Genomic DNA, 18,228 nt, shown 5'->3' on the forward strand with positions numbered 1-18,228 from the left:
CTGAAGCTCATGCACAAAATCAGCAGAGCTCACAGATTGATCTCTTCCGTAAAGCCGTGAAATGGCTTAAGTGAACAGCATTACGGCACAGCCGGAGTGCCGGACCACGGCCTCCCACGGGGTCTGTGTTGCTTCCAAAATCAGTGGCTTACACACATCTGGCGACAGGCCCTAGAACCCAAACAACGCCCGCGCACCCCGCACCCGCAGCGCCTGGCGCTGCTCGGGGCAAGGCAACGCCTGCTCGAGCAGCGCCAACTGGTCGGCATAGCTCAACTGCTCATGCTGGGTGTGTGGCCAATCGCTGCCCCACACCAGCCGCTCGGCACCGAAGTGCTCGAGCAGCAGCGGCAACGCGGCGCGGGCGAAGGCGAGGTTTTCCGCCTGGGTGCCGCCGAGGCGGTAGATCGCCGACACCTTGACCCACACCCCGCCGTCGCGGCCCCAATCGAGCAAGCGCTGGAAGGTCGGGTGCAACACGCCGAAGCCGGCATGGGGGCGGCCAAAGTGGTCGACCACCACCTTGCAGCCGCGCTCGCGCAGCACCGTGCACAGCGCCGGGATGTCTTCGACCTGGCGGTGCAGCTCGACATGCCAACCGAGTTCCGCCACCGCGCCCAGCAACGGTTGCCAGTGCGGCGCGGCGAGGTCGGGCATCGGCTGGCCCATCAGGTTCAGGCGGATGCCCACCACGCCCTGGGCGTGCAGCGCCTGCAGCGCCTCGGCGCCGATCCCCGGCTCGACCACCGCCACCCCACGCAGGCGCTGCGGCTGCTGCGCCAGCGCGGCGAGCAGGTGGCTGTTGTCGGTGCCGAGGAAGCTCGGCTGCACCAACACGCCATGGCTCAGGCCGTGGGCGTCGAGGTGGCCCAACCACTGCGCCAGGGTGGCGTCGTAGTCAGGGGTGTAGCGCCGGCCTTCGGTCAGCGCCAGGGAGCGGTCGAACACATGGGCGTGGCCATCGACAGCGGTCACGGCCAGGCGGGGAGCAGTCTGCATCGTCATCACATCAGTCGGGTAAAAGTAGCGGTCAGGCTTGCGACGGGCTGGCGCTGGACGGCGCGCCATGCCCGGCCGGCTCGGCGGTATCGAGGTTGCGCCCGCGGGTTTCCGGCAGCAGCAGCGCCGCCAGCACGGCCACGCCGTAGGCGATGCCGGCGTCGATGCCGATCGCCGAGCCCAGCGACATGCTTTCGCTCATGTGGCCGACCAGGAACGGGAACACCGCCGACAGCACTCGGCCGAAGTTGTAGCAAAAGCCCACCCCGGCGCCGCGCACGTCGGCCGGGTACAGCTCGTTGAAGAACGCCCCCAGGCTGGCCGGAATCCCGGCGGCGAAGAAGCCCAGCGGGAAGCCCAGGAAGAGCATCTGGGTGTTGCTCAGCGGCAGGAACACATAGCACTGCACGGTGATCACGCAGCACAGCGCGAAGAGGATGATGTTCTTGCGCCGGCCGAGTTTGTCGATCAGCACGCCACTGGCCACGCAGCCACAGAAGAAGGCGAAGATGATCACCGCCAGGTAGCTGCCGGAGCTGAGCACGGTGAGGTTGCGCTCGGTCTTGAGGAAGGTTGGCAGCCAGGTCATCACCGCGTGGTAACCGCCGTGGGCGCCCAAGCCGAGGATGCCGCCGAGCAGGGTCACGCGCAGCAGCTCAGGGCGGAAGATGCCCGCCAGCGAGGCGAAGAACGGCCGGTTTTCGGCGCGCTTGCGCTGGCGCACGGCGGCTTCCGGTTCCTCGACATTGCGCCGTACCCAGATGATCAACAGCGCCGGCAGCAGGCCAACGATGAACATCACCCGCCAGGCGTAATCCTGCGGCAGGTACGAGTAGATCAGCGTGTACAGCCCCACCGCCAGGCCCCAACCCCAGGCCCAGGCGCTTTGCACGGTGCCCATCACCTTGCCGCGGTAACGCGGGTTGATCGACTCGGCCATCAACACCGCGCCGGCGGCCCATTCACCGCCGATGCCAAAGCCTTGCAGGGCCTTGATCACCACCAGTTGCTCGAAGCCGGTAACGAACGCCGAGAGGAACGTGCACAGCGAGAACCAGAGGATCATCCATTGCAGGGTGCGCACCCGGCCGTAACGGTCAGACAAGGTACCGCCGACCCAGCCACCGAGGGCCGAGGTGACCAGGGTCACGCCGCTGATCAAGCCAGCGTCGCCCTTGCTCAGGGCAAAGGCGGCCAGCAGGGCCGGGATCGCCAGGCCGAACATCTGGGTTTCCAGGGCGTCCAGCGCCCAACCGCCAAAGCAGGCCCAGAATGTTTTGCGCTCGCGCGCGGTAATGTCGCGGTACCAAGAGAACATCGGGTTGTAGTCCTTATTCGTGTTGTATGTTGGCAAGGGTGCTAGCGAATTTCGACGCTGTAGCGAAAGTGCCGCGCGTGCCCGCGCGAACGCCGCCACTCCAGCGGTTGCCCGGCATAACCGCGGGCCAGGCGTTCGATCACCACCACCGGGCTGTGCGGGGCGATGCCCAGCCACTGGGCATGCTCGGCATCGACCGGCTCGGCGGTGAGGGTTTCGTCGGCCGAGGCGATCACCTGGCCGCAGAGTTCTTCATAGATGGGGTACAGCAGTGGGCCCTCGGCCGCCAGGTCGAGGCTGAGGATGGCTTCGAACGGCGCGCGCGGCAGCCAGATTTCCTCGGCCAGCACCGCTTCGCCTTCAAGCAGGCGCACCCGCTGAATGCGGATCACCGGGGCATCGCCGGGCAGTTGCAGGGCGTAGCTGACCACCGCCGGCGCCGCCAGCGGGGTGACCGAGAGAATGCGGCTTTCCGGTACCAGGCGTTCGCCCTGCAGGTTCTGAAAACGAAAGAAGCGAAACAGCGAGTCGCGAAACTGCGCGCGGCGAATGTAGGTGCCGCGGCCCTGCTGGCGCTCGAGGATGCGCTCGCTGACGAGCATGTCTACCGCCTTGCGCACGGTGCCGATCGACAAGCCATACTCAGTGGCCAGGGCCGCCTCGGTGGGGATGGCCTCGCCGGCTTTCCAGCGGTTGTCGGCGATCTGCCGGGCAAGCTGGTCGCGCAGGCGCTGGTAAAGGGGCAAACGTTCATCGCTGGACAAGGCATTCATGCGTGGCCTCACTCACTGTTGTAGTTATATAGTCATATAGATGAATACTGGCCGAAAGTATCGGCCGTGATGGCACAGGCGTCAAGGCGTGGCCCGCGACGCCGGTCGGAAGATGTGAACCTTGCCGCAGCCCGGTGTTCCCCTGTGAACAAGACCCACACAGGAGAGCCCCCCATGAGCCTGGCCCAATGCACCCACCGCGAACACACCATCGTCGCTCAGGTTGAAGAACACCCCGGCATCCCCACCCCTTGGGCCGGCGGCTGCCGGATCACCACCCCGGACGGGGAAACCACGCGGCGCCTGCCGCTGCCGGTGCAGGCCCAATACCTGGCCGAGTTGCCGCGCGCGCAGCAGGCGTCGTTGGCCCACGGCCGCTGGCTGGTAGACCAACACCTTGATCACGGCCGTGCGCTGCAACCGCATTAATCAGTGATTAATTGCGCCAAACAGGCTGCTGGCGCAACGCTATAGCGCCAGCAACCGCCACCCCGCCCGCTTTTGCAAAATTTAGTTACATCTATTTCGGTATAGTGGCCGCTTCAGCTTTTTCATCAAGGCCCCGCCCGCCATGCACGCCCCTTCCGACGCCAGCCGCGTCGCCGCCATCTCTGCCCGTATCGACCGTTTGCCTGCCGTAGCCAGCCTGTGGAAGCTCGTTGCGCTGCTGTCGATTGGCGGCTTTTTCGAGCTGTACGACCTGTTCCAAACCGCTTATATCAGCCCTGGGCTGATCAAGGCCGGGATCTTCGCCAGCGGTGCCGAAGGCGCCTTTGGCGTGTCGGACCAAGCCGCCTTCGCCTCGGCGACCTTTCTCGGCCTGTTCTTCGGCGCCAGCCTGCTCAGCCCGATCGCCGACCGCTTCGGCCGGCGCACGGTGTTCACCTTCGCGCTGATCTGGTACACCGCCGCCACCGTGGTGATGGGGCTGCAATCCACGGCCATGGGCTTGATCGTGTGCCGGTTCTTCGTCGGCATTGGCTTGGGCATCGAACTGGTGACCATCGACACCTACCTCTCCGAGCTGGTACCCAAGCGCATGCGCACCTCGGCGTTCGCCTTTGCGTTTTTCGTGCAGTTCCTGTCGGTGCCGGCGGTGGCGCTGATGAGCTGGTGGCTGGTGCCGCAGGCGCCGTTCGGCGTGGCCGGCTGGCGCTGGGTGGTGCTGGCCAGCGCGGTGTTCGCGCTGTTCATCTGGTGGCTGCGCAAGCGCTTGCCGGAATCCCCGCGCTGGCTGGCCCAGCATGGCCACTTCGCCCGCGCCGATGAGGTGGTGGGCGCGCTCGAGGCGCGCTGCCTGCGCGAACACGGCGCGCCGCTGGCCGAGCCTGAGCCGGAAACCGTGCTGCTCGAGAAGCACGGCCGCTTCGCCGACATCTGGAAGCCGCCCTACCGCCGCCGCGCGTTCATGCTGATCGCCTTCAACTTCTTCCAGGCGATCGGTTTCTTTGGCTTTGGCAACTGGCTGCCGGCGCTGCTGGCCGGCAAGGGGATGGAGGCCACCCACAGCTTGGGCTACGCCTTCATCATCACCCTGGCCTACCCGCTCGGCCCGCTGTTGTTCACCCGCTGGGCCAACCGTTTCGAGAATAAATGGCAGATCGTCGGCTCGGCGATCGGCACGGTGATCTTCGGCACCCTGTTCGCCGTGCAGAGCACGCCGCTGGGGCTGGTGTGCTGCGGGGTGATGATCACCTTCTGCAACGCCTGGCTGACCTTCGCCTACCACGCCTACCAGAGCGAGATGTTCCCCACCCACATCCGCGCCCGCGCGGTGGGCTTCTGCTACTCGTTCAGCCGCTTGAGCACGGTGTTCAGCAGCCTGATGATCGGCTTCTTCCTGGAACACTGGGGCACCCCCGGGGTGCTGGCGTTCATCGTCTCGAGCATGCTGGTGGTGACCCTGACCATCGGCGGGTTCGGGCCGCGCACGCGCAACCTGGCGTTGGAGCGGATCGCGCACTAAGGGTTCGAGGGCCCTTCGCCCGGCACAGCCGGCCTCCCACGGGTTCTGTGTTGCCTAGTAAATCAGGTACTTACACCAACCTCGTGGGAGGCCGGCTGTGCCGGGCGAAGGGCCGCACATGCCCTACACTGGCCGTGAACAACGACCCACGGAGCCCTCCATGCCCTTCGACCTCAGCAGCTTCCAACTCCATGGCCGCAGGGCCTTGATCACCGGTTCCGGCAAAGGCATCGGCCTGGAGCTGGCCCGTGGCCTGGGCGCCGCTGGCGCCAGCGTGGTGATCAACGCCCGCGACGGCGCCAGCGCCGAGCGCGCCGCCGGCCAGTTGCGCGCAGAAGGCCTGGCGGCGCAGGCCCTGGTGTTCGACGTGACCGAGCGCGAGCGAGTGTTCAGCGCCATCGACGCCTTTGAAGCCGACACCGGCGCGATCGACATCCTCGTGAACAATGCCGGCATCCAGCGCCGCGCGCCGCTGGAAGACTTCGCCGCCGAAGACTGGCAAGCGCTGATGCGGGTCAACCTCGACGGCGTGTTCCATGCCTCCCAGGCCGTGGCCCGGCACATGATCGGCCGCGGGCGCGGCAAGATCATCAACATCTGTTCGGTGCAGAGTGAACTGGGCCGCCCGACCATCGCCCCCTACGCCGCCTCCAAGGGCGCGCTGAAGATGCTCACCAAAGGCATGTGCGCCGACTGGGCGCGGCACGGCATCCAGGCCAACGGCTTGGCCCCCGGTTATTTCGAAACCCAGATGAACCAAGCGCTGGTGGAGAACCCGGAGTTCTCCCAGTGGTTGTGCAAGCGCACCCCGGCCGGCCGTTGGGGCCGGGTCGAAGAGCTGTGCGGCGCCGCGGTGTTCCTCGCCTCGGCGGCCTCAGACTTCGTCAATGGGCAAATGCTGATCGTCGACGGCGGCCTGACCAGCGTGGTGTGACCACCCCGCGCTCAGTGCGCCATCAGGCTAAACGGCCAGGCCTTGCGCTGCTCTAGCCGTTGCTTAGCTGCCGGCGGTGGTACAGCCACGCCCCGGCAAACGCCCAGAAGCCCCCGACCAAGGCCCCTTCGAGCACGTCGCTGGCGTAGTGCAGGCTGAGGATCAAGCGGCTCAGGCAGATCATCACGATCACCAGGGTGGCCCAGAACACCGCCTCGAGCCTGAGCCCGCGCGAGGGCAAACCGTTGGCCAGCAGCAGTGCGATATAGCCGATCACCGCGGTGGTGGCGGTGGCGTGGCTGCTGGGAAACGACGGTGACAGTTCGAAAATGCCGTGCAAGGTCGGCGGCCGTGGCCGGTCGATCAGCAGCTTCATCGACCACGTGGTCAGCTCCGCGCCGGCGAACGCCACCCACAGCGGCAGCACCACCACGCCACGGCCGGTGAGCCAGCACAGGCCAGACACCAGCGCGGCGATAAAGGCCATGCCGTAGAGGGTGCCGAACAGGGTGATGGCGTAGAACAGGTGCACCACCGCCGGCGCGCGAACCGCCACGAAGGCCTGGTTGAGGAAGGTGTCGAAGCTGCTCAGCCCGGCCCACTCGATCACCAGCACAGTGAGCACAACGGCCAGCAGGCCGGTCCCGGCCATGCCGTATTGCACCCCGCGGATACGCCGCTGGCGCACCGCCACCGGCGCCGCCGAAGCGCCGTGGGTAGCGGGGCCGAACAGCGCCGCGGTGCTGAAGCTGCGCAACAGCAAGCGCAACATGATGGCCGGCAATATCACCACGGAAACCACTGTGAAGGAAATCATACTGCCGCCCGCCGCCCCACCTGCTTGTCATCCCCTAGCGTGGGGGGCTGGCGGTCAAAGCCAGCCCAAGAAAATGTGAAATTTCGGTAAGGCCGGGGGCTGGAGGGGCCTCAGTGCATGATCAGCTTGCGAAAGTCACACACCTGCCGCGCAATCGCCACCATCGCGCCAATGAACGGGTCATCCTCATGGGCCCGGAAAATCGCCTTGTAGGGCAACGGCGGCAGCACCGGGGTCACGTCCAGCACAGTGAGCTGGCCTTGGTCGATCATCCGCTGCAGCGAGTGCCGCGGCAGGTAGGAGGTGGCCAGGCCGCTGACCGCGAGGCCGATCTGCGCCAGCAAGTTGTTGCAGAAGATCGCTCGGCTCACGTCGACCCCGTGCTGGCGAAACCACTGGCCATAGGCGCGGCCCATCCCGGACTGGCCGCTTTGCAGCGCCAGGGTGCGCTCGGCGAGTTGCTGCAGGGGCATCGCCGAGGCGCCGCCAACTTGCCCGGGCGCGCACATCCAGGCGTTTTCCACCGCGTGCAGCGGCTGGTTGGCGAAGCGGCTGTCGGTGAAAATATCCGGCACGATGATCAGGTCGATCGAGTTGCTTTCGAGCCGCGCATACAGCACCGGGCTGACGTCCACCTCCGGCAGGATCTCAACCCGCGGGTACTGCGCGCGGATGCCCTGCACCAGGTCGGGCAGCCAGGTCAGGGCGGTCAGCTCGGTGACCCCCAGGCGCAGCTTGCGTTGCAGCGTGGCCGGGCTTTCGAGGGTTTGCAGGAGCACGTCGCGCTGCTCCAGCAACGGCTCGGCCAGCCGTGCGATCTGCTCCCCCAGCGGAGTGAGCAGGGCCTTGCGGCCGCTGCGGTCGAACAGCGCCTGGCCGTAACGGCCTTCGAGGTCCTGGATGCGCTTGGAAATAGCCGACTGGGTAGTGTTGAGGTGGTCTGCCGCGGCGTCGAAACTGCCCAGCCGCGCCACCCAGAACACCGCCTCGACCTGCTTGAGGGTGATCATGGCTCACTCATGCCCTAATGCGATGAAAGTAACGGCCAAAATATCGTTATTTTTAAAAAACGCCCAGCTTTACTCTCGCTGCATCTTCCGCCGCATTCGCAAAGGCCCCGCCATGTCGTATCCGTTGTCTGCCCGCCTCGATCGCTTCAGCCCCTCCGCCAGTGTCGCGGCCAAGGCCCGCGTGACCGAACTGCTCGCCCAGGGCCGCGACGTGCTTGACTTCACCGCCGGCGAACCCGACCTCGACAGCCCGGCGCTGGCCATCGAGGCGGCCCATGCCGCGGCCTTGGCCGGGCACACCCGCTATACCGCAACCAGCGGCACACCGCTGCTCAAGCGCGCGGTACAGCGCAAGTTCCAACGGGACAACGGCCTGGACTACGCGCTGAATGAAATCATCGTCGGCGCTGGCGCCAAGCAGTTGATCTACACCGCCTTCAGTTGCACCGTGGACGCAGGCGACGAGGTGATCATCCCGGCGCCGTATTGGGTGTCTTACCCGGATGTAGTGCAGCTCAACGGCGGCGTGCCGGTGATCGTGCCCTGCCCGGATGCGCAGGGCTTCAAGATCACCCCCGCGCAGTTGCAGGCGGCAATCACCCCACGGACCAAGTGGCTGGTGCTCAACACCCCCAACAACCCCAGCGGCGCCATCTACAGCCAGGCCGAACTGCAGGGCTTGTGCGAGGTGCTGGTCCGCCACCCGCAGGTGTGGCTGATGACCGACGAGATCTACGAACACTTCAACTACCTCGGCCAGGCGCTGGCCGCGCCGGCGCGCCTGGCCCCTGAATTGAAGGCCCGCACGCTGGTGATCAACGGGGTGTCGAAGGCCTATGCGATGACCGGCTGGCGCATCGGCTTTGCCGGCGGCCCGGCGCCGCTGATCAACGCCATGGACAAGCTGATGTCGCAAAGCGTGGGCGGCGCGGCGGGCATCAACCAGGCGGCCGCGGCGGCCGCGCTAAACGACGGCGCAAGCTTCGTGGCGCACGCCGCCGGGCTGTTCGCCAGCCGCCGCGAGCTCATCATGCAGCGCCTGAACAGCGTGCCCGGGCTGCACTGCCGGCCGATCGAGGGCGCTTTCTATGCCTACCCCAACTGCGCCGGCCTGCTGGGCAAGCGCACCCCCGGTGGGCAGGTGCTGAACAGCGACCTCGACGTGCGCAACTACTTGCTCGAAGCGGCCAATGTGGCGGTGCTGCATGGCGCCGCCTACGGGTTGTCGCCCTACCTGCGGCTGTCGTTCGCCACCTCTACCGAGGTCATCGAAGACGGTTGCCAGCGCATCAAGGCGGCCTGCGAAGCGCTGGCCTGAGCGCAACGACCAGAACAACAAGAACAGCTGCGCGTTACCCTTCTGCCCTCACCGTAAAACAGAGAACTGACTATGAAACGGGCAATTTTCGCTGTAGTGGGCCTGTTGGCCTGTACCACCGCCATGGCCGATGCCCTGGACGACGCCAAGGCGCGCGGCACCCTGCGCTGCGCCACCCTCACCGACAGCGTGCCACTGGGCTACCAAGACCCCACCACCCGGGAAATCGTCGGCCTCGACGTTGACGTGTGCAAGGCCCTGGCCCAGCACCTGGGGCTCAAGCCTGAGCTGCAGGGGATTTCGGTCAGCTCGCGGATCCCGGCGCTGGTCTCCGGCCGCGCCGACGTGGTGGCCGCCGCCCTCGGCTACACCAAGGAACGCGCCGAGCAGATCAACTTCTCCGCCGCGTACTACCAGGTGCCGATCAAGATTCTGGTCAAAGACCCAGCCATCAACACCTTCGACGACCTCAAGGGCAAGCGGGTCAGCGCGATCAAAAGCTCCACCCCAGAGCTGTACGCCCGCCAGCAATTGCCTGAGTCCAGCGTGGTCGCCTTCGAAGACGCGCCGTCGGCGTTTCTCGCCCTGCAACAAGGCAAGACCCAGGGCATGGCCATGACCGAACCGGCCGCGATCCGCTTCCATGCGCGCGCGCAGAACATGCACTTTCTTGACCAGGCGCTGCATTTCGAGCCGAACTGCCTGGGCATCAAGAAAGGCGAAGAAGCCCTCACCCAGGCCTTGGACAGCGCCCTGCAAACCATGGAAAGCAGCGGCGAGCTGCAAGCGCTGTGGGACAAATGGTACGGCCCCAGCACCGAATTCCAGCTGGTGCGCGAGAAAAAACTGACCCCGCTCTCGGCCTTCGAATGATCGCCCTCGGGCCGCCGCCCCGGCGGCCCGGTTGGAGGTACCCGTGTCTGTATTCCATGGCTTCGCTTCCCTCTTGCAGGGCAGCTACCTGCAGCTGTTTCTCGGCGGCATCGCCGTCACCTTGCAGCTGTTCTTGATCTGCGCGGTGCTGGGCTTTGCCCTGGCCTGCGTGTTGATGAGCCTGCGCCTGCTGCCTTGGCGCGCGGCCGGCTGGCTGGTCGATGGCTTCGTTGAATACCACCGTAACGTGCCGAGCCTGGTGCAGTTGTTCGTGTGGTACTTCGGCGTGCCGCAACTGCTGCCGATGGCGGCCCAGGACTGGGTCAACGCCCAAGGCGGGGAAATGGTCTTCGCGGTGATCGCCTTGACCCTGAACGCCGCCGCCTACACCAGCGAAGACCTGCGCAGCGGTTTTCGCGCCCTGCCCGCCGGCCAGCGCGAGGCGGCCACGGCGCTGGGCATGAGCGGCCTGCAAACCTTGCGCAAGGTGCTGATCCCGCAGGCCGTGCGGGCCGCCGCGCCGGCCTTGGTGAACCAGGCCCTGGCGCTGTTCAAGTCGACCGCCCTGGCGATGGCCATCGGCACCGGCGAAATGATGTACGTCACCCGCCAGATCGAAGGCGAAACCTACATGACCTTCCAGAGCTTCGCCGTCGCCAGCCTCTTCTACCTGGTCGGCTCCTGGACCCTGATGACCCTCGGTGGCCTGTGGCAACGGCGCATCGCCGTGCGCGTGGCGAGGTAACCCATGCTGGACATTCTGCACAACTACGGGGTGATGCTGCTGGTCGGCCAATACCCCAACGGCCCGCTCGGCGGCCTGGCGCTTACCCTGCTGCTGGCCATCGCCAGCCTGCTGCTGTCGTTTCCACTGGCGGTGCTGATCGGCGTGGCGCGCACCTCCAGCCTGGCGCCGGTGCGCAACCTGGCCACCGGCTACACCTTCCTGGTGCGCTCGATCCCGCTGGTGCTGCTGATTTTCTGGGCGTACTTCGTGGTGCCGCTGGTCACCGGGGTGAACATCTCCGGCACGGTCACGATGATCGTCGCGCTGGTGGTGTACGAGGGCGCGTTCCTTGGTGAAGTGGTGCGCGCCGGCATCAACGCGGTGCCCACGGGCCAGGTCGAAGCCTCGCGGGCGATCGGCCTGAGCTATGCCCAGACCCTGCGCAAAGTGGTGCTGCCGCAGGCGCTGTTCAACATGCTGCCGAGCATCCTCAACCAGTTCATCCTGATCACCAAGAACACCTCGCTGGCCTACCTGATCGGTACCCAGGAAGTGACCTTCGCGGCATACCAGGTGAACAACCAACTGCTGACCCAGCCGTTTCAGGTGTACCTGCTGCTGGCCGGCTTCTACTTCGTGCTGTGCTTCTCGCTCAGCCGCCTGGCCAAGTGGCTGGAGGGCGCCGTGGCGCGCAAGCGCAGCGGTGTGCGCAGCGCGGCGGGCAGCGGCAGCGATGGCCAACCCGTACTCGTGGGGCAACGCAAATGATCGAATTCAAAGGCGTCAACAAATGGTACGGCGCTTACCGCGCCCTGCATGAGGTGAACGAAACCGTGGCCGCCGGCGAAGTGGTGGTGGTGTGCGGGCCGTCGGGCTCGGGCAAGTCGACGCTGATCCGCACCGTCAACCGCCTCGAAGCCATCCAGGGCGGCAGCATCGAGGTCAACGGGCAAAACGTGCACGCCGCGCGCAAGGACCTCAACGCACTGCGCAGCCGCATTGGTTTTGTGTTCCAGAACTTCAACCTGTTCCCGCACATGAGCGTGCTCGACAACGTGATGATCGGCCCGCTGACGGTGCTCAAGCGCGACAAACCCAGCACCGCGCAAAAGGCCCAGGCGCTGCTGGCCAAGGTGGGCCTGGCGCACAAGGCCGATGCCATGCCGGCGCAGCTTTCCGGCGGCCAGCAGCAACGGGTGGCGATCGCCCGGGCGCTGGCGATGGAGCCACCGGTGATGCTGTTCGACGAGCCCACCAGCGCGCTGGACCCTGAGATGGTCGGCGAAGTGCTGCAGGTGATGAAAGCCTTGGCCGCCGAAGGCATGACCATGATCTGCGTGACCCATGAAATGGGCTTCGCCCGCGAAGTGGCCGACCGCATCTGGTTCATGGACGCCGGCCAGGTGCTCGAGCGGGCCACGCCCGAGGCCTTCTTCACGGCCCCGCGGCACCCGCGCGCGGCCAAGTTCATCGCCGACATCCGGGCGCACTGATGCACCGCGAACCCGCACCGCGCTCCCCTCACCTGCCAGTGCGCCCGGCCTGGCTGGCGCAGGTCGCCGAAGCCGCGCGCGAGCCCGCGCTGCCGATCATCGACGCCCACCACCACCTGTGGGACCGCCCCGGCCAGCGTTACCTGTTCGACGAGTACCAGGCCGACATCGACCAGGGCGGCCACCACGTGCTGGCCACGGTGTACGTGCAGTGCCGCTCGATGTTCGACTTGCAGCGCGCCGAGGCCTTTCGCAGCGTCGGCGAGGTGCAGTTCGCCGCCGGCGTGGCCGCGCGCAGCGCCAGTGGCCTGTATGGCCCCACGCGGATGAACGCGGCGATCATCGCCGGCGCCGACCTGCGCCTGGGCGAGCGGGTGGCGCCGGTGCTCGAAGAAATGCTCGAGCGCGCCGGGCCGCGCCTGCGCGGCGTGCGCAACACCACCGCCTGGCACGCCGACCCACGGCTGCTGACCAACCCCAACCCGCCGCCGGCCGGCGTGCTCAGCGAAACCGCCTTCCTCCAGGGCGCGCGTTGCCTGGCCCGGCACGGCCTGCTGCTGGAGGTGTGGGCCTACCACAGCCAGCTCGATGAAGTGCTCGCCCTGGCCACGCGCCTGCCCGAGCAACCCATCGTCCTCAACCACCTGGGCGGGCCGTTGGGCGCGGGCCCTTATCAGGGCCAGCGTGATGCCGTATTCAGCGACTGGGCCGGCAAGCTGCGGCGCCTGGCGCGGTGCGCCAACGTCAGCCTCAAGCTCGGTGGGCTGGGCATGCAGGTGAGTGGTTTCGACCTGCACCAGCAACCGCTGCCGCCCACCTCGGCGCAGTTGGCCGCGCTCTGGCGCCCGTACATCCTCCACGGCATCGACTGCTTCGGCGCCCAACGCTGCCTGTTCGAGAGCAACTTCCCGGTCGACAAGGGCATGTACGGCTACGCCGTGCTGTGGAACGCCTTCAAACGCCTGACCGAGGGCTTCAGCCCGTTCGAGCGGGCCCACCTGTTCAGCCAAACGGCCGCCGCGCTGTACCGCATCAGCCTGCCGCCCCAACGAGAGCACACACCATGACTGTAGGTTTCAGAGTTCTGCCACGCACCCGCCAGGTCAGCGCGGAGCAAGTCGAGCGCTTTCGCGCGCTGCCCGTGGCCAATATCAGCGATTCGATGGCGCGCATGGCCGCCGCCGGCGCGGCGCTGCGGCCCATGCACCGCGGCGGCGTGCTCGCCGGCCCGGCGCTGACGGTCAAGTGCCGCCCTGGCGATAACCTGATGCTGCACTACGCGATGGACATCGCCGCCCCTGGCGACGTGCTGGTGGTGGACGCCGGCGGCGACCTGACCAACGCCATGATCGGCGAACTGATGACCACCTACGCCGAGCACAAGGGCCTGGGCGGCTTCGTGATCAATGGCGCGATCCGCGACTCACGGGCAATCGCCGAACACTCGCTGCCGGTGTACGCCGCCGGCGTGACCCATCGCGGCCCTTACAAGGATGGCCCCGGCGAGGTCAACGTGGCGGTCGCGATCAACGGCATGGTGATCGAGCCGGGCGACCTGATCATCGGTGACGAAGACGGCCTGCTCTGCGTGCCCTTTGCCGAGCTGGAGGCGGTGTACGCCAAGGCCAAGGCCAAGTCAGACGCCGAGCACGCCCAACTGGCGGCGATCGCCGCCGGGCGCAGTGACCGCCGCTGGGTGATCGAGGCGTTGCGGGCGCGCCAGTGCTTGTTGCCGGAGGGGCCGGTGGCGGTGTAACGCTGCCGGGCGAAGGGCCGGTCAGACCATGCGCTCAGTAAAACCATTCACAAGTGAACACCATTACGGCACAACGGGCGTAGGGCCAATACGCTGCCAACCCTTTACAGTCACCCAATGTAGATTGTATAAAATCTTCAATCCCGGCCCAGCCAAGGCCCCTCCGCCATGCACCGCATCCACGTGATCGACTCCCACACCGGCGGCGAACCCACCCGCCTGGTGGTCACCGGCTTCCCGGCGCTGGCCGGCCAGAGCATGGCCGAGCAGCTGCACAGCCTGCGCGGCGACCACGATGCCTGGCGCAAGGCCTGCCTGCTGGAGCCGCGCGGCAACGACGTGCTGGTGGGCGCGCTGCTGTGCGAGCCGGCCTCCGAAGGCGCCAGTTGCGGGGTGATCTTCTTCAACAATGCCGGTTACCTGGGCATGTGCGGCCACGGCACCATCGGCCTGGTCGCCTCGTTGCATTACCTGGGGCGCCTGCAACCCGGCAGCCACATCATCGACACCCCGGTGGGCCCGGTCACCGCGGTGTTGCACCCGGACCTCAGCGTGACCGTGCAAAACGTACCCGCCTACCGTTATCGCCAACAGGTGACCGTCGAGGTCCCCGGCTACGGCGCGGTGCAAGGCGACATCGCTTGGGGCGGCAACTGGTTCTTCCTGGTCAATGACCACGGCAAACAACTGGAAATGGCCCACGTCGATGCCCTCAGCGCCTACACCTGGGCCCTGCTCCAGGCGCTGCAGGCCCAAGGCATTACCGGTGAGCACGGCGCGCCGATCGACCACATCGAGCTGTTCGCCCCCACCACCGGCGCCGACAGCCGCAATTTCGTGATGTGCCCCGGCAAGGCCTACGACCGCTCCCCCTGCGGCACCGGCACCAGCGCCAAGCTGGCCTGCCTGGCCGCCGACGGCAAGCTGGCGCCGGGCGAACAGTGGCTGCAGGCAAGTATCACCGGCAGTGTGTTCAGCGCCAGCTACACGCCACTGCCCGAGCAACGCATCCGCCCCAGCATCACCGGCAGCGCCTTCGTCACCGCCGACAGCACCCTGTTGATCGACCCCAACGACGCCTTCGGCTGGGGCATACCCCGCTGAGCCCCCTACCCGCCCCCTCCCGAGGAAGCCCCATGAGCGATATTTTCAACGGCACCATCCCGGCCCTGATGACCCCCTGCACCGCCCAGCGCACGCCGGACTACGACGCCTTGGTGAACACCGCCCAGGCGCTGATCGCCGCCGGCATGCGCGCGGTGGTGTATTGCGGTTCGATGGGCGACTGGCCGCTGCTGAGCCAGGCGCAGCGCCAGGAAGGGGTGGCGCGGCTGGTGGCCGCCGGGGTGCCGACCATCGTCGGCACCGGCGCGGTGAATAGCCAGGAGGCCGTGGCCCACGCCGCCCACGCTCAACAGGTCGGCGCCCAGGGCTTGATGGTGATCCCGCGGGTGCTGTCGCGCGGCTCCTCGCCGGCCGCGCAAAAGCATCATTTCTCGGCCATTCTCGGCGCCGCGCCCAGCCTGCCGGCGGTGATCTACAACAGCCCCTATTATGGCTTCGCCACCCGCGCCGAGCTGTTCTTCGCCCTGCGCGCGGCGTACCCGAACCTGGTCGGCTTCAAGGAATTCGGCGGCGCCGCCGACATGCGCTACGCCGCCGAGCACATCACCTCGCAATGCGCCAGCGTGATCCTCATGGCCGGGGTAGACACCCAGGTGTTCCATGGTTTCGTCAACTGCGGCGCCAGCGGCGCCATCACCGGCATCGGCAATGCGCTGCCGCGCGAGGTGCTGCAACTGGTGGCGCTGAGCAAGCAAGCAGCCAAGGGCGATGCACTGGCGCGCCGGCAGGCGCTGGAACTGAGCGAGGCGCTGGCGGTGTTGTCGTCGTTCGACGAAGGCACCGACCTGGTGCTGTATTACAAGTACCTGATGGTGCTCAATGGTGACCTTGCCTACCGCCTGCACTTCAATGAAACCGACGCCCTCAGCGAGGCCCAGCGCAACTACGCGCACAGCCAGTACGCGCTGTTCCGCGAATGGTACGGCAACTGGCCGGGGCGCCTGGCCGCGGCCTGAGCCCAGCGCAGCCCTGGCCGCCAGCGGCCGGGCTGCCTACACTGCGCAACCTTTGTAGAGTCGGGAACACCATGGGCATCATCAAGACACGCGCCGGGCATGTGGCCGACGACCTGCGCAAACGCATCCTCGGTGGCGAGTTCAAGGGCGGCGCGCAATTGCGCCAGGACGCCCTCGCCCAGGACTACGGCGTCAGCCGCATCCCGGTGCGCGAGGCGCTGCTGGCCCTGGAGGCCGAAGGCCTGGTGCAGTTCCACCCGCACCGTGGCGCGTTCATCACCGAGCTGTCGAGCGCGACCATCCGCGAGTTGTTCGAGTTGCGCGTGCTGCTCGAGGGCAAGGCGCTCGCGCAGTCGATCCCACGGCTGAGCGCCGCGCACCTGGAGCAGGCCAGCCAACTGCTGCGCGAGTACGACGCGGCGCTGGACGCCGGGCGCCAGGTCGATGGCTGGAGCGAGTTCAACGCGGCGTTCCACACGGCGCTGTACCAGGCGGCAGAGATGCCAGAAACCCTGGCGCTGATCAGCCACCTGAACACCAAGTGCGACCGCTACGTGCGCATGCAGTTGCTGTATTCCCAGGAAATCAAAAAAGCCGAGCGCGAGCACCAGCAACTGCTGGAGCTGGCCCGGGCCGGCCACAGTGAACAGGCCTGCCAGTTGCTTGAGCAGCACATCCGCGAGGCCTGCGAGAGCATCCTCGCGGTGTTCGAGCGCAGCCTGCTGCAAGGCGCACAGGCCTAAGCCCCCCACTCTGCAAGAGGTGATCGATGCCGAGCATTCAGCCGCCGGGCAGCCCGGCGCAACCGATCGATGTCGCCATCGTCGGCGCCGGGGTGATCGGCGTGGCCTGCGCCACCCTGTTCACCCAGCGCGGCCTGCGCGTGCAGGTGTTCGACCCGCAGCCGCCGGGCATGGGCGCCTCCTACGGCAACGCCAGCCACCTGGCCACCGAACAGGTGTTGCCGATTGCCGAAGCGTCGATCCTCAAGCGCGTGCCGGCCATGCTGCTCGACCCGCTCGGGCCGCTGCGCCTTGACTGGCGCTACCTGCCGCAGGCGCTGCCGTGGTTCGCCCGGCTGCTGCTGAACCTGCGCCCAGGCCCTTACGCCAATAGCGTGGCCGGCATCCGCGCGCTCAACGAGCGCAGCCTCGGCGCCTGGCAGCGCCTGCTGGCGAGCATCGGCCAGGCGCCGCTGTTGCGCCAGCAAGGGTCGGTATTGATGTACGAGCGCGCGGCATCGCTGCCCGCCCTGCATGCCCTGATGGCGCGGCTGCAGGCGCAGCAAGTGGCGGTCGAGCCGTGGAGCGCGGCGCAGTTGCGCGAGGCGGCGCCGGCGCTGGCGGAGCACCTGCTGGGCGGGTTGTTCTTTCCCGCCACCGGGCACTTCATTGACCCACACCAGGTGGTGCAGGCGCTGTGGCAAGCGGCCGAGCGCGGCGGCGCGCGCTTCGCGCAGGCCAAGGTGAGCGGCGCGCAGTTGAACCCCAGCGGGGTGCTGCTGAGCACCGCCGAAGGCGCCACGCTGCAGGCACGCAAGCTGCTGCTGGCCTGCGGCGCGCATTCCCGTGCCCTCACCGAGCAACTGACCGGCGTGCGCGTGCCGCTGGACACCGAGCGCGGCTACCACCTGATGCTGCCCCACGAGGCCGGGCGCCTGCCGTTCGCCGCCACGTCGTTCGAGCGCAAGTTCATCATGACCCCGCTGCAGGGCGGCCTGCGCCTGGCCGGCACCGTGGAGTTCGCCGGGCTGCGGCGGCCACCCAACCTGCAACGGGCGTGGAACCTGCAGCGGCTCAGCCAGGGGCTGTTCACCCGCGAGCTCAACAGCGAGGGCGCAACGCCGTGGATGGGTTTTCGGCCGTCGCTGCCCGACTCGCTGCCGGTGCTCGACCAGGCCTGTGGCGGCAAGGTATTGCTGGCCTTCGGGCACCAGCACCTGGGGCTGACCCAGGCGGCGGCAACCGCGGAGATCATCGCCAGCATCGAGGCGAACGGGCCCGGGCCTGAGCTGGCGCGGTATCGGCTGGGGCGGTTTTAGCCGGGTTTGAGGGCCCATCGCCCGGCACAGCCGGAGTGCCGGACCACGGCCTCCCACGGGTTCTGTGTGGCCTCGTAAATCAAGTGCTTGCACTAATCTGGTGGGAGGCCGGCTGCGCCGGG

General features: G+C 67.2%; 19 protein-coding genes. 14 read left to right on the forward strand and 5 right to left on the reverse strand.

The window, feature by feature from the left end:
* Positions 1-171: 171 nt before the first annotated feature.
* From ACFZCE_RS19935 to ACFZCE_RS19945, 3 genes are read right to left on the reverse strand one after another with little or no spacing between them, the layout of a single operon-like run.
* Positions 172-999: an amidohydrolase family protein gene (locus ACFZCE_RS19935; protein WP_390942175.1), complete on the reverse strand. Its 828-nt coding sequence runs from the start codon at positions 997-999 to the stop codon at positions 172-174.
* A 31-nt stretch (positions 1,000-1,030) separates the two neighbouring features.
* Positions 1,031-2,317 (reverse strand): MFS transporter, encoded by a 1,287-nt coding sequence (locus ACFZCE_RS19940; protein WP_390942177.1) that lies wholly within the window; start codon positions 2,315-2,317, stop codon positions 1,031-1,033.
* A gap of 41 nt (positions 2,318-2,358) precedes the next feature.
* A complete protein-coding gene (locus ACFZCE_RS19945) occupies positions 2,359-3,090 on the reverse strand; it encodes a UTRA domain-containing protein (RefSeq protein ID WP_390942178.1) in 732 nt (243 codons plus the stop codon).
* Positions 3,091-3,264: 174 nt separating this feature from the next.
* Here ACFZCE_RS19945 and ACFZCE_RS19950 point away from each other — a divergent pair, with 174 nt between their 5' ends.
* The 3 genes from ACFZCE_RS19950 to ACFZCE_RS19960 all read left to right on the forward strand — a co-directional run bounded on the left by ACFZCE_RS19950 (position 3,265) and on the right by ACFZCE_RS19960 (position 5,990).
* Positions 3,265-3,519, forward strand: a complete 255-nt coding sequence (locus ACFZCE_RS19950; protein ID WP_390942180.1) for a hypothetical protein — start codon at positions 3,265-3,267, stop codon at positions 3,517-3,519.
* 142 nt (positions 3,520-3,661) lie between these two features.
* Positions 3,662-5,056 (forward strand): MFS transporter, encoded by a 1,395-nt coding sequence (locus tag ACFZCE_RS19955; protein WP_390942182.1) that lies wholly within the window; start codon positions 3,662-3,664, stop codon positions 5,054-5,056.
* A gap of 160 nt (positions 5,057-5,216) precedes the next feature.
* On the forward strand, positions 5,217-5,990 hold the full coding sequence (locus ACFZCE_RS19960; RefSeq protein ID WP_390942184.1) for an SDR family NAD(P)-dependent oxidoreductase: 774 nt from the start codon (positions 5,217-5,219) through the stop codon (positions 5,988-5,990).
* A 52-nt stretch (positions 5,991-6,042) separates the two neighbouring features.
* Here the strand turns inward: ACFZCE_RS19960 and ACFZCE_RS19965 are convergent, their stop codons facing one another.
* Together ACFZCE_RS19965 and ACFZCE_RS19970 are read right to left on the reverse strand one after the other, a co-directional pair.
* On the reverse strand, positions 6,043-6,807 hold the full coding sequence (locus ACFZCE_RS19965; protein WP_390942186.1) for a phosphatase PAP2 family protein: 765 nt from the start codon (positions 6,805-6,807) through the stop codon (positions 6,043-6,045).
* 110 nt (positions 6,808-6,917) lie between these two features.
* Complete coding sequence (locus tag ACFZCE_RS19970) at positions 6,918-7,817, reverse strand: LysR substrate-binding domain-containing protein (RefSeq protein ID WP_390942188.1); 900 nt, start codon at positions 7,815-7,817, stop codon at positions 6,918-6,920.
* Between the two features lie 112 nt (positions 7,818-7,929).
* Between ACFZCE_RS19970 and ACFZCE_RS19975 the strand changes: the two genes are divergently transcribed.
* The 11 genes from ACFZCE_RS19975 (at position 7,930) to ACFZCE_RS20025 (ending at position 18,106) form a co-directional block, all read left to right on the forward strand.
* The gene (locus tag ACFZCE_RS19975; RefSeq protein WP_390942190.1) at positions 7,930-9,135 is read left to right on the forward strand and encodes an aminotransferase class I/II-fold pyridoxal phosphate-dependent enzyme; all 1,206 of its coding nucleotides are present in this window, start codon (positions 7,930-7,932) and stop codon (positions 9,133-9,135) included.
* Positions 9,136-9,207: 72 nt separating this feature from the next.
* Positions 9,208-10,008, forward strand: a complete 801-nt coding sequence (locus ACFZCE_RS19980; protein WP_390942192.1) for a transporter substrate-binding domain-containing protein — start codon at positions 9,208-9,210, stop codon at positions 10,006-10,008.
* A gap of 43 nt (positions 10,009-10,051) precedes the next feature.
* The gene (locus ACFZCE_RS19985) at positions 10,052-10,753 is read left to right on the forward strand and encodes an ABC transporter permease subunit (protein WP_390942194.1); all 702 of its coding nucleotides are present in this window, start codon (positions 10,052-10,054) and stop codon (positions 10,751-10,753) included.
* A gap of 3 nt (positions 10,754-10,756) precedes the next feature.
* On the forward strand, positions 10,757-11,503 hold the full coding sequence (locus ACFZCE_RS19990; protein ID WP_390942196.1) for an ABC transporter permease subunit: 747 nt from the start codon (positions 10,757-10,759) through the stop codon (positions 11,501-11,503).
* Positions 11,500-12,228, forward strand: a complete 729-nt coding sequence (locus tag ACFZCE_RS19995) for an ATP-binding cassette domain-containing protein (protein ID WP_390942198.1) — start codon at positions 11,500-11,502, stop codon at positions 12,226-12,228. The genes ACFZCE_RS19990 and ACFZCE_RS19995 overlap by 4 nt, the downstream gene beginning before the upstream one ends.
* Positions 12,228-13,295, forward strand: coding sequence for an amidohydrolase family protein (locus ACFZCE_RS20000; protein ID WP_390942200.1), 1,068 nt, complete (start codon positions 12,228-12,230; stop codon positions 13,293-13,295). Before ACFZCE_RS19995 ends, ACFZCE_RS20000 begins: the two co-directional genes overlap by 1 nt.
* Positions 13,292-13,984: an RraA family protein gene (locus ACFZCE_RS20005; protein WP_390942202.1), complete on the forward strand. Its 693-nt coding sequence runs from the start codon at positions 13,292-13,294 to the stop codon at positions 13,982-13,984. The genes ACFZCE_RS20000 and ACFZCE_RS20005 overlap by 4 nt, the downstream gene beginning before the upstream one ends.
* A 168-nt stretch (positions 13,985-14,152) precedes the next feature.
* Positions 14,153-15,088, forward strand: coding sequence for a 4-hydroxyproline epimerase (locus ACFZCE_RS20010; RefSeq protein WP_390942204.1), 936 nt, complete (start codon positions 14,153-14,155; stop codon positions 15,086-15,088).
* A 32-nt stretch (positions 15,089-15,120) separates the two neighbouring features.
* On the forward strand, positions 15,121-16,065 hold the full coding sequence (locus tag ACFZCE_RS20015; protein WP_390942206.1) for a dihydrodipicolinate synthase family protein: 945 nt from the start codon (positions 15,121-15,123) through the stop codon (positions 16,063-16,065).
* Positions 16,066-16,136: 71 nt separating this feature from the next.
* Positions 16,137-16,808: an FCD domain-containing protein gene (locus ACFZCE_RS20020; RefSeq protein ID WP_390942207.1), complete on the forward strand. Its 672-nt coding sequence runs from the start codon at positions 16,137-16,139 to the stop codon at positions 16,806-16,808.
* A 26-nt stretch (positions 16,809-16,834) separates the two neighbouring features.
* Positions 16,835-18,106, forward strand: a complete 1,272-nt coding sequence (locus tag ACFZCE_RS20025; protein WP_390942209.1) for an FAD-dependent oxidoreductase — start codon at positions 16,835-16,837, stop codon at positions 18,104-18,106.
* The last annotated feature ends 122 nt before the right edge of the window (positions 18,107-18,228 follow it).

Origin of the sequence: Pseudomonas sp. NPDC007930, from assembly GCF_042958985.1 — a bacterium.
Lineage (GTDB): Bacteria > Pseudomonadota > Gammaproteobacteria > Pseudomonadales > Pseudomonadaceae > Aquipseudomonas.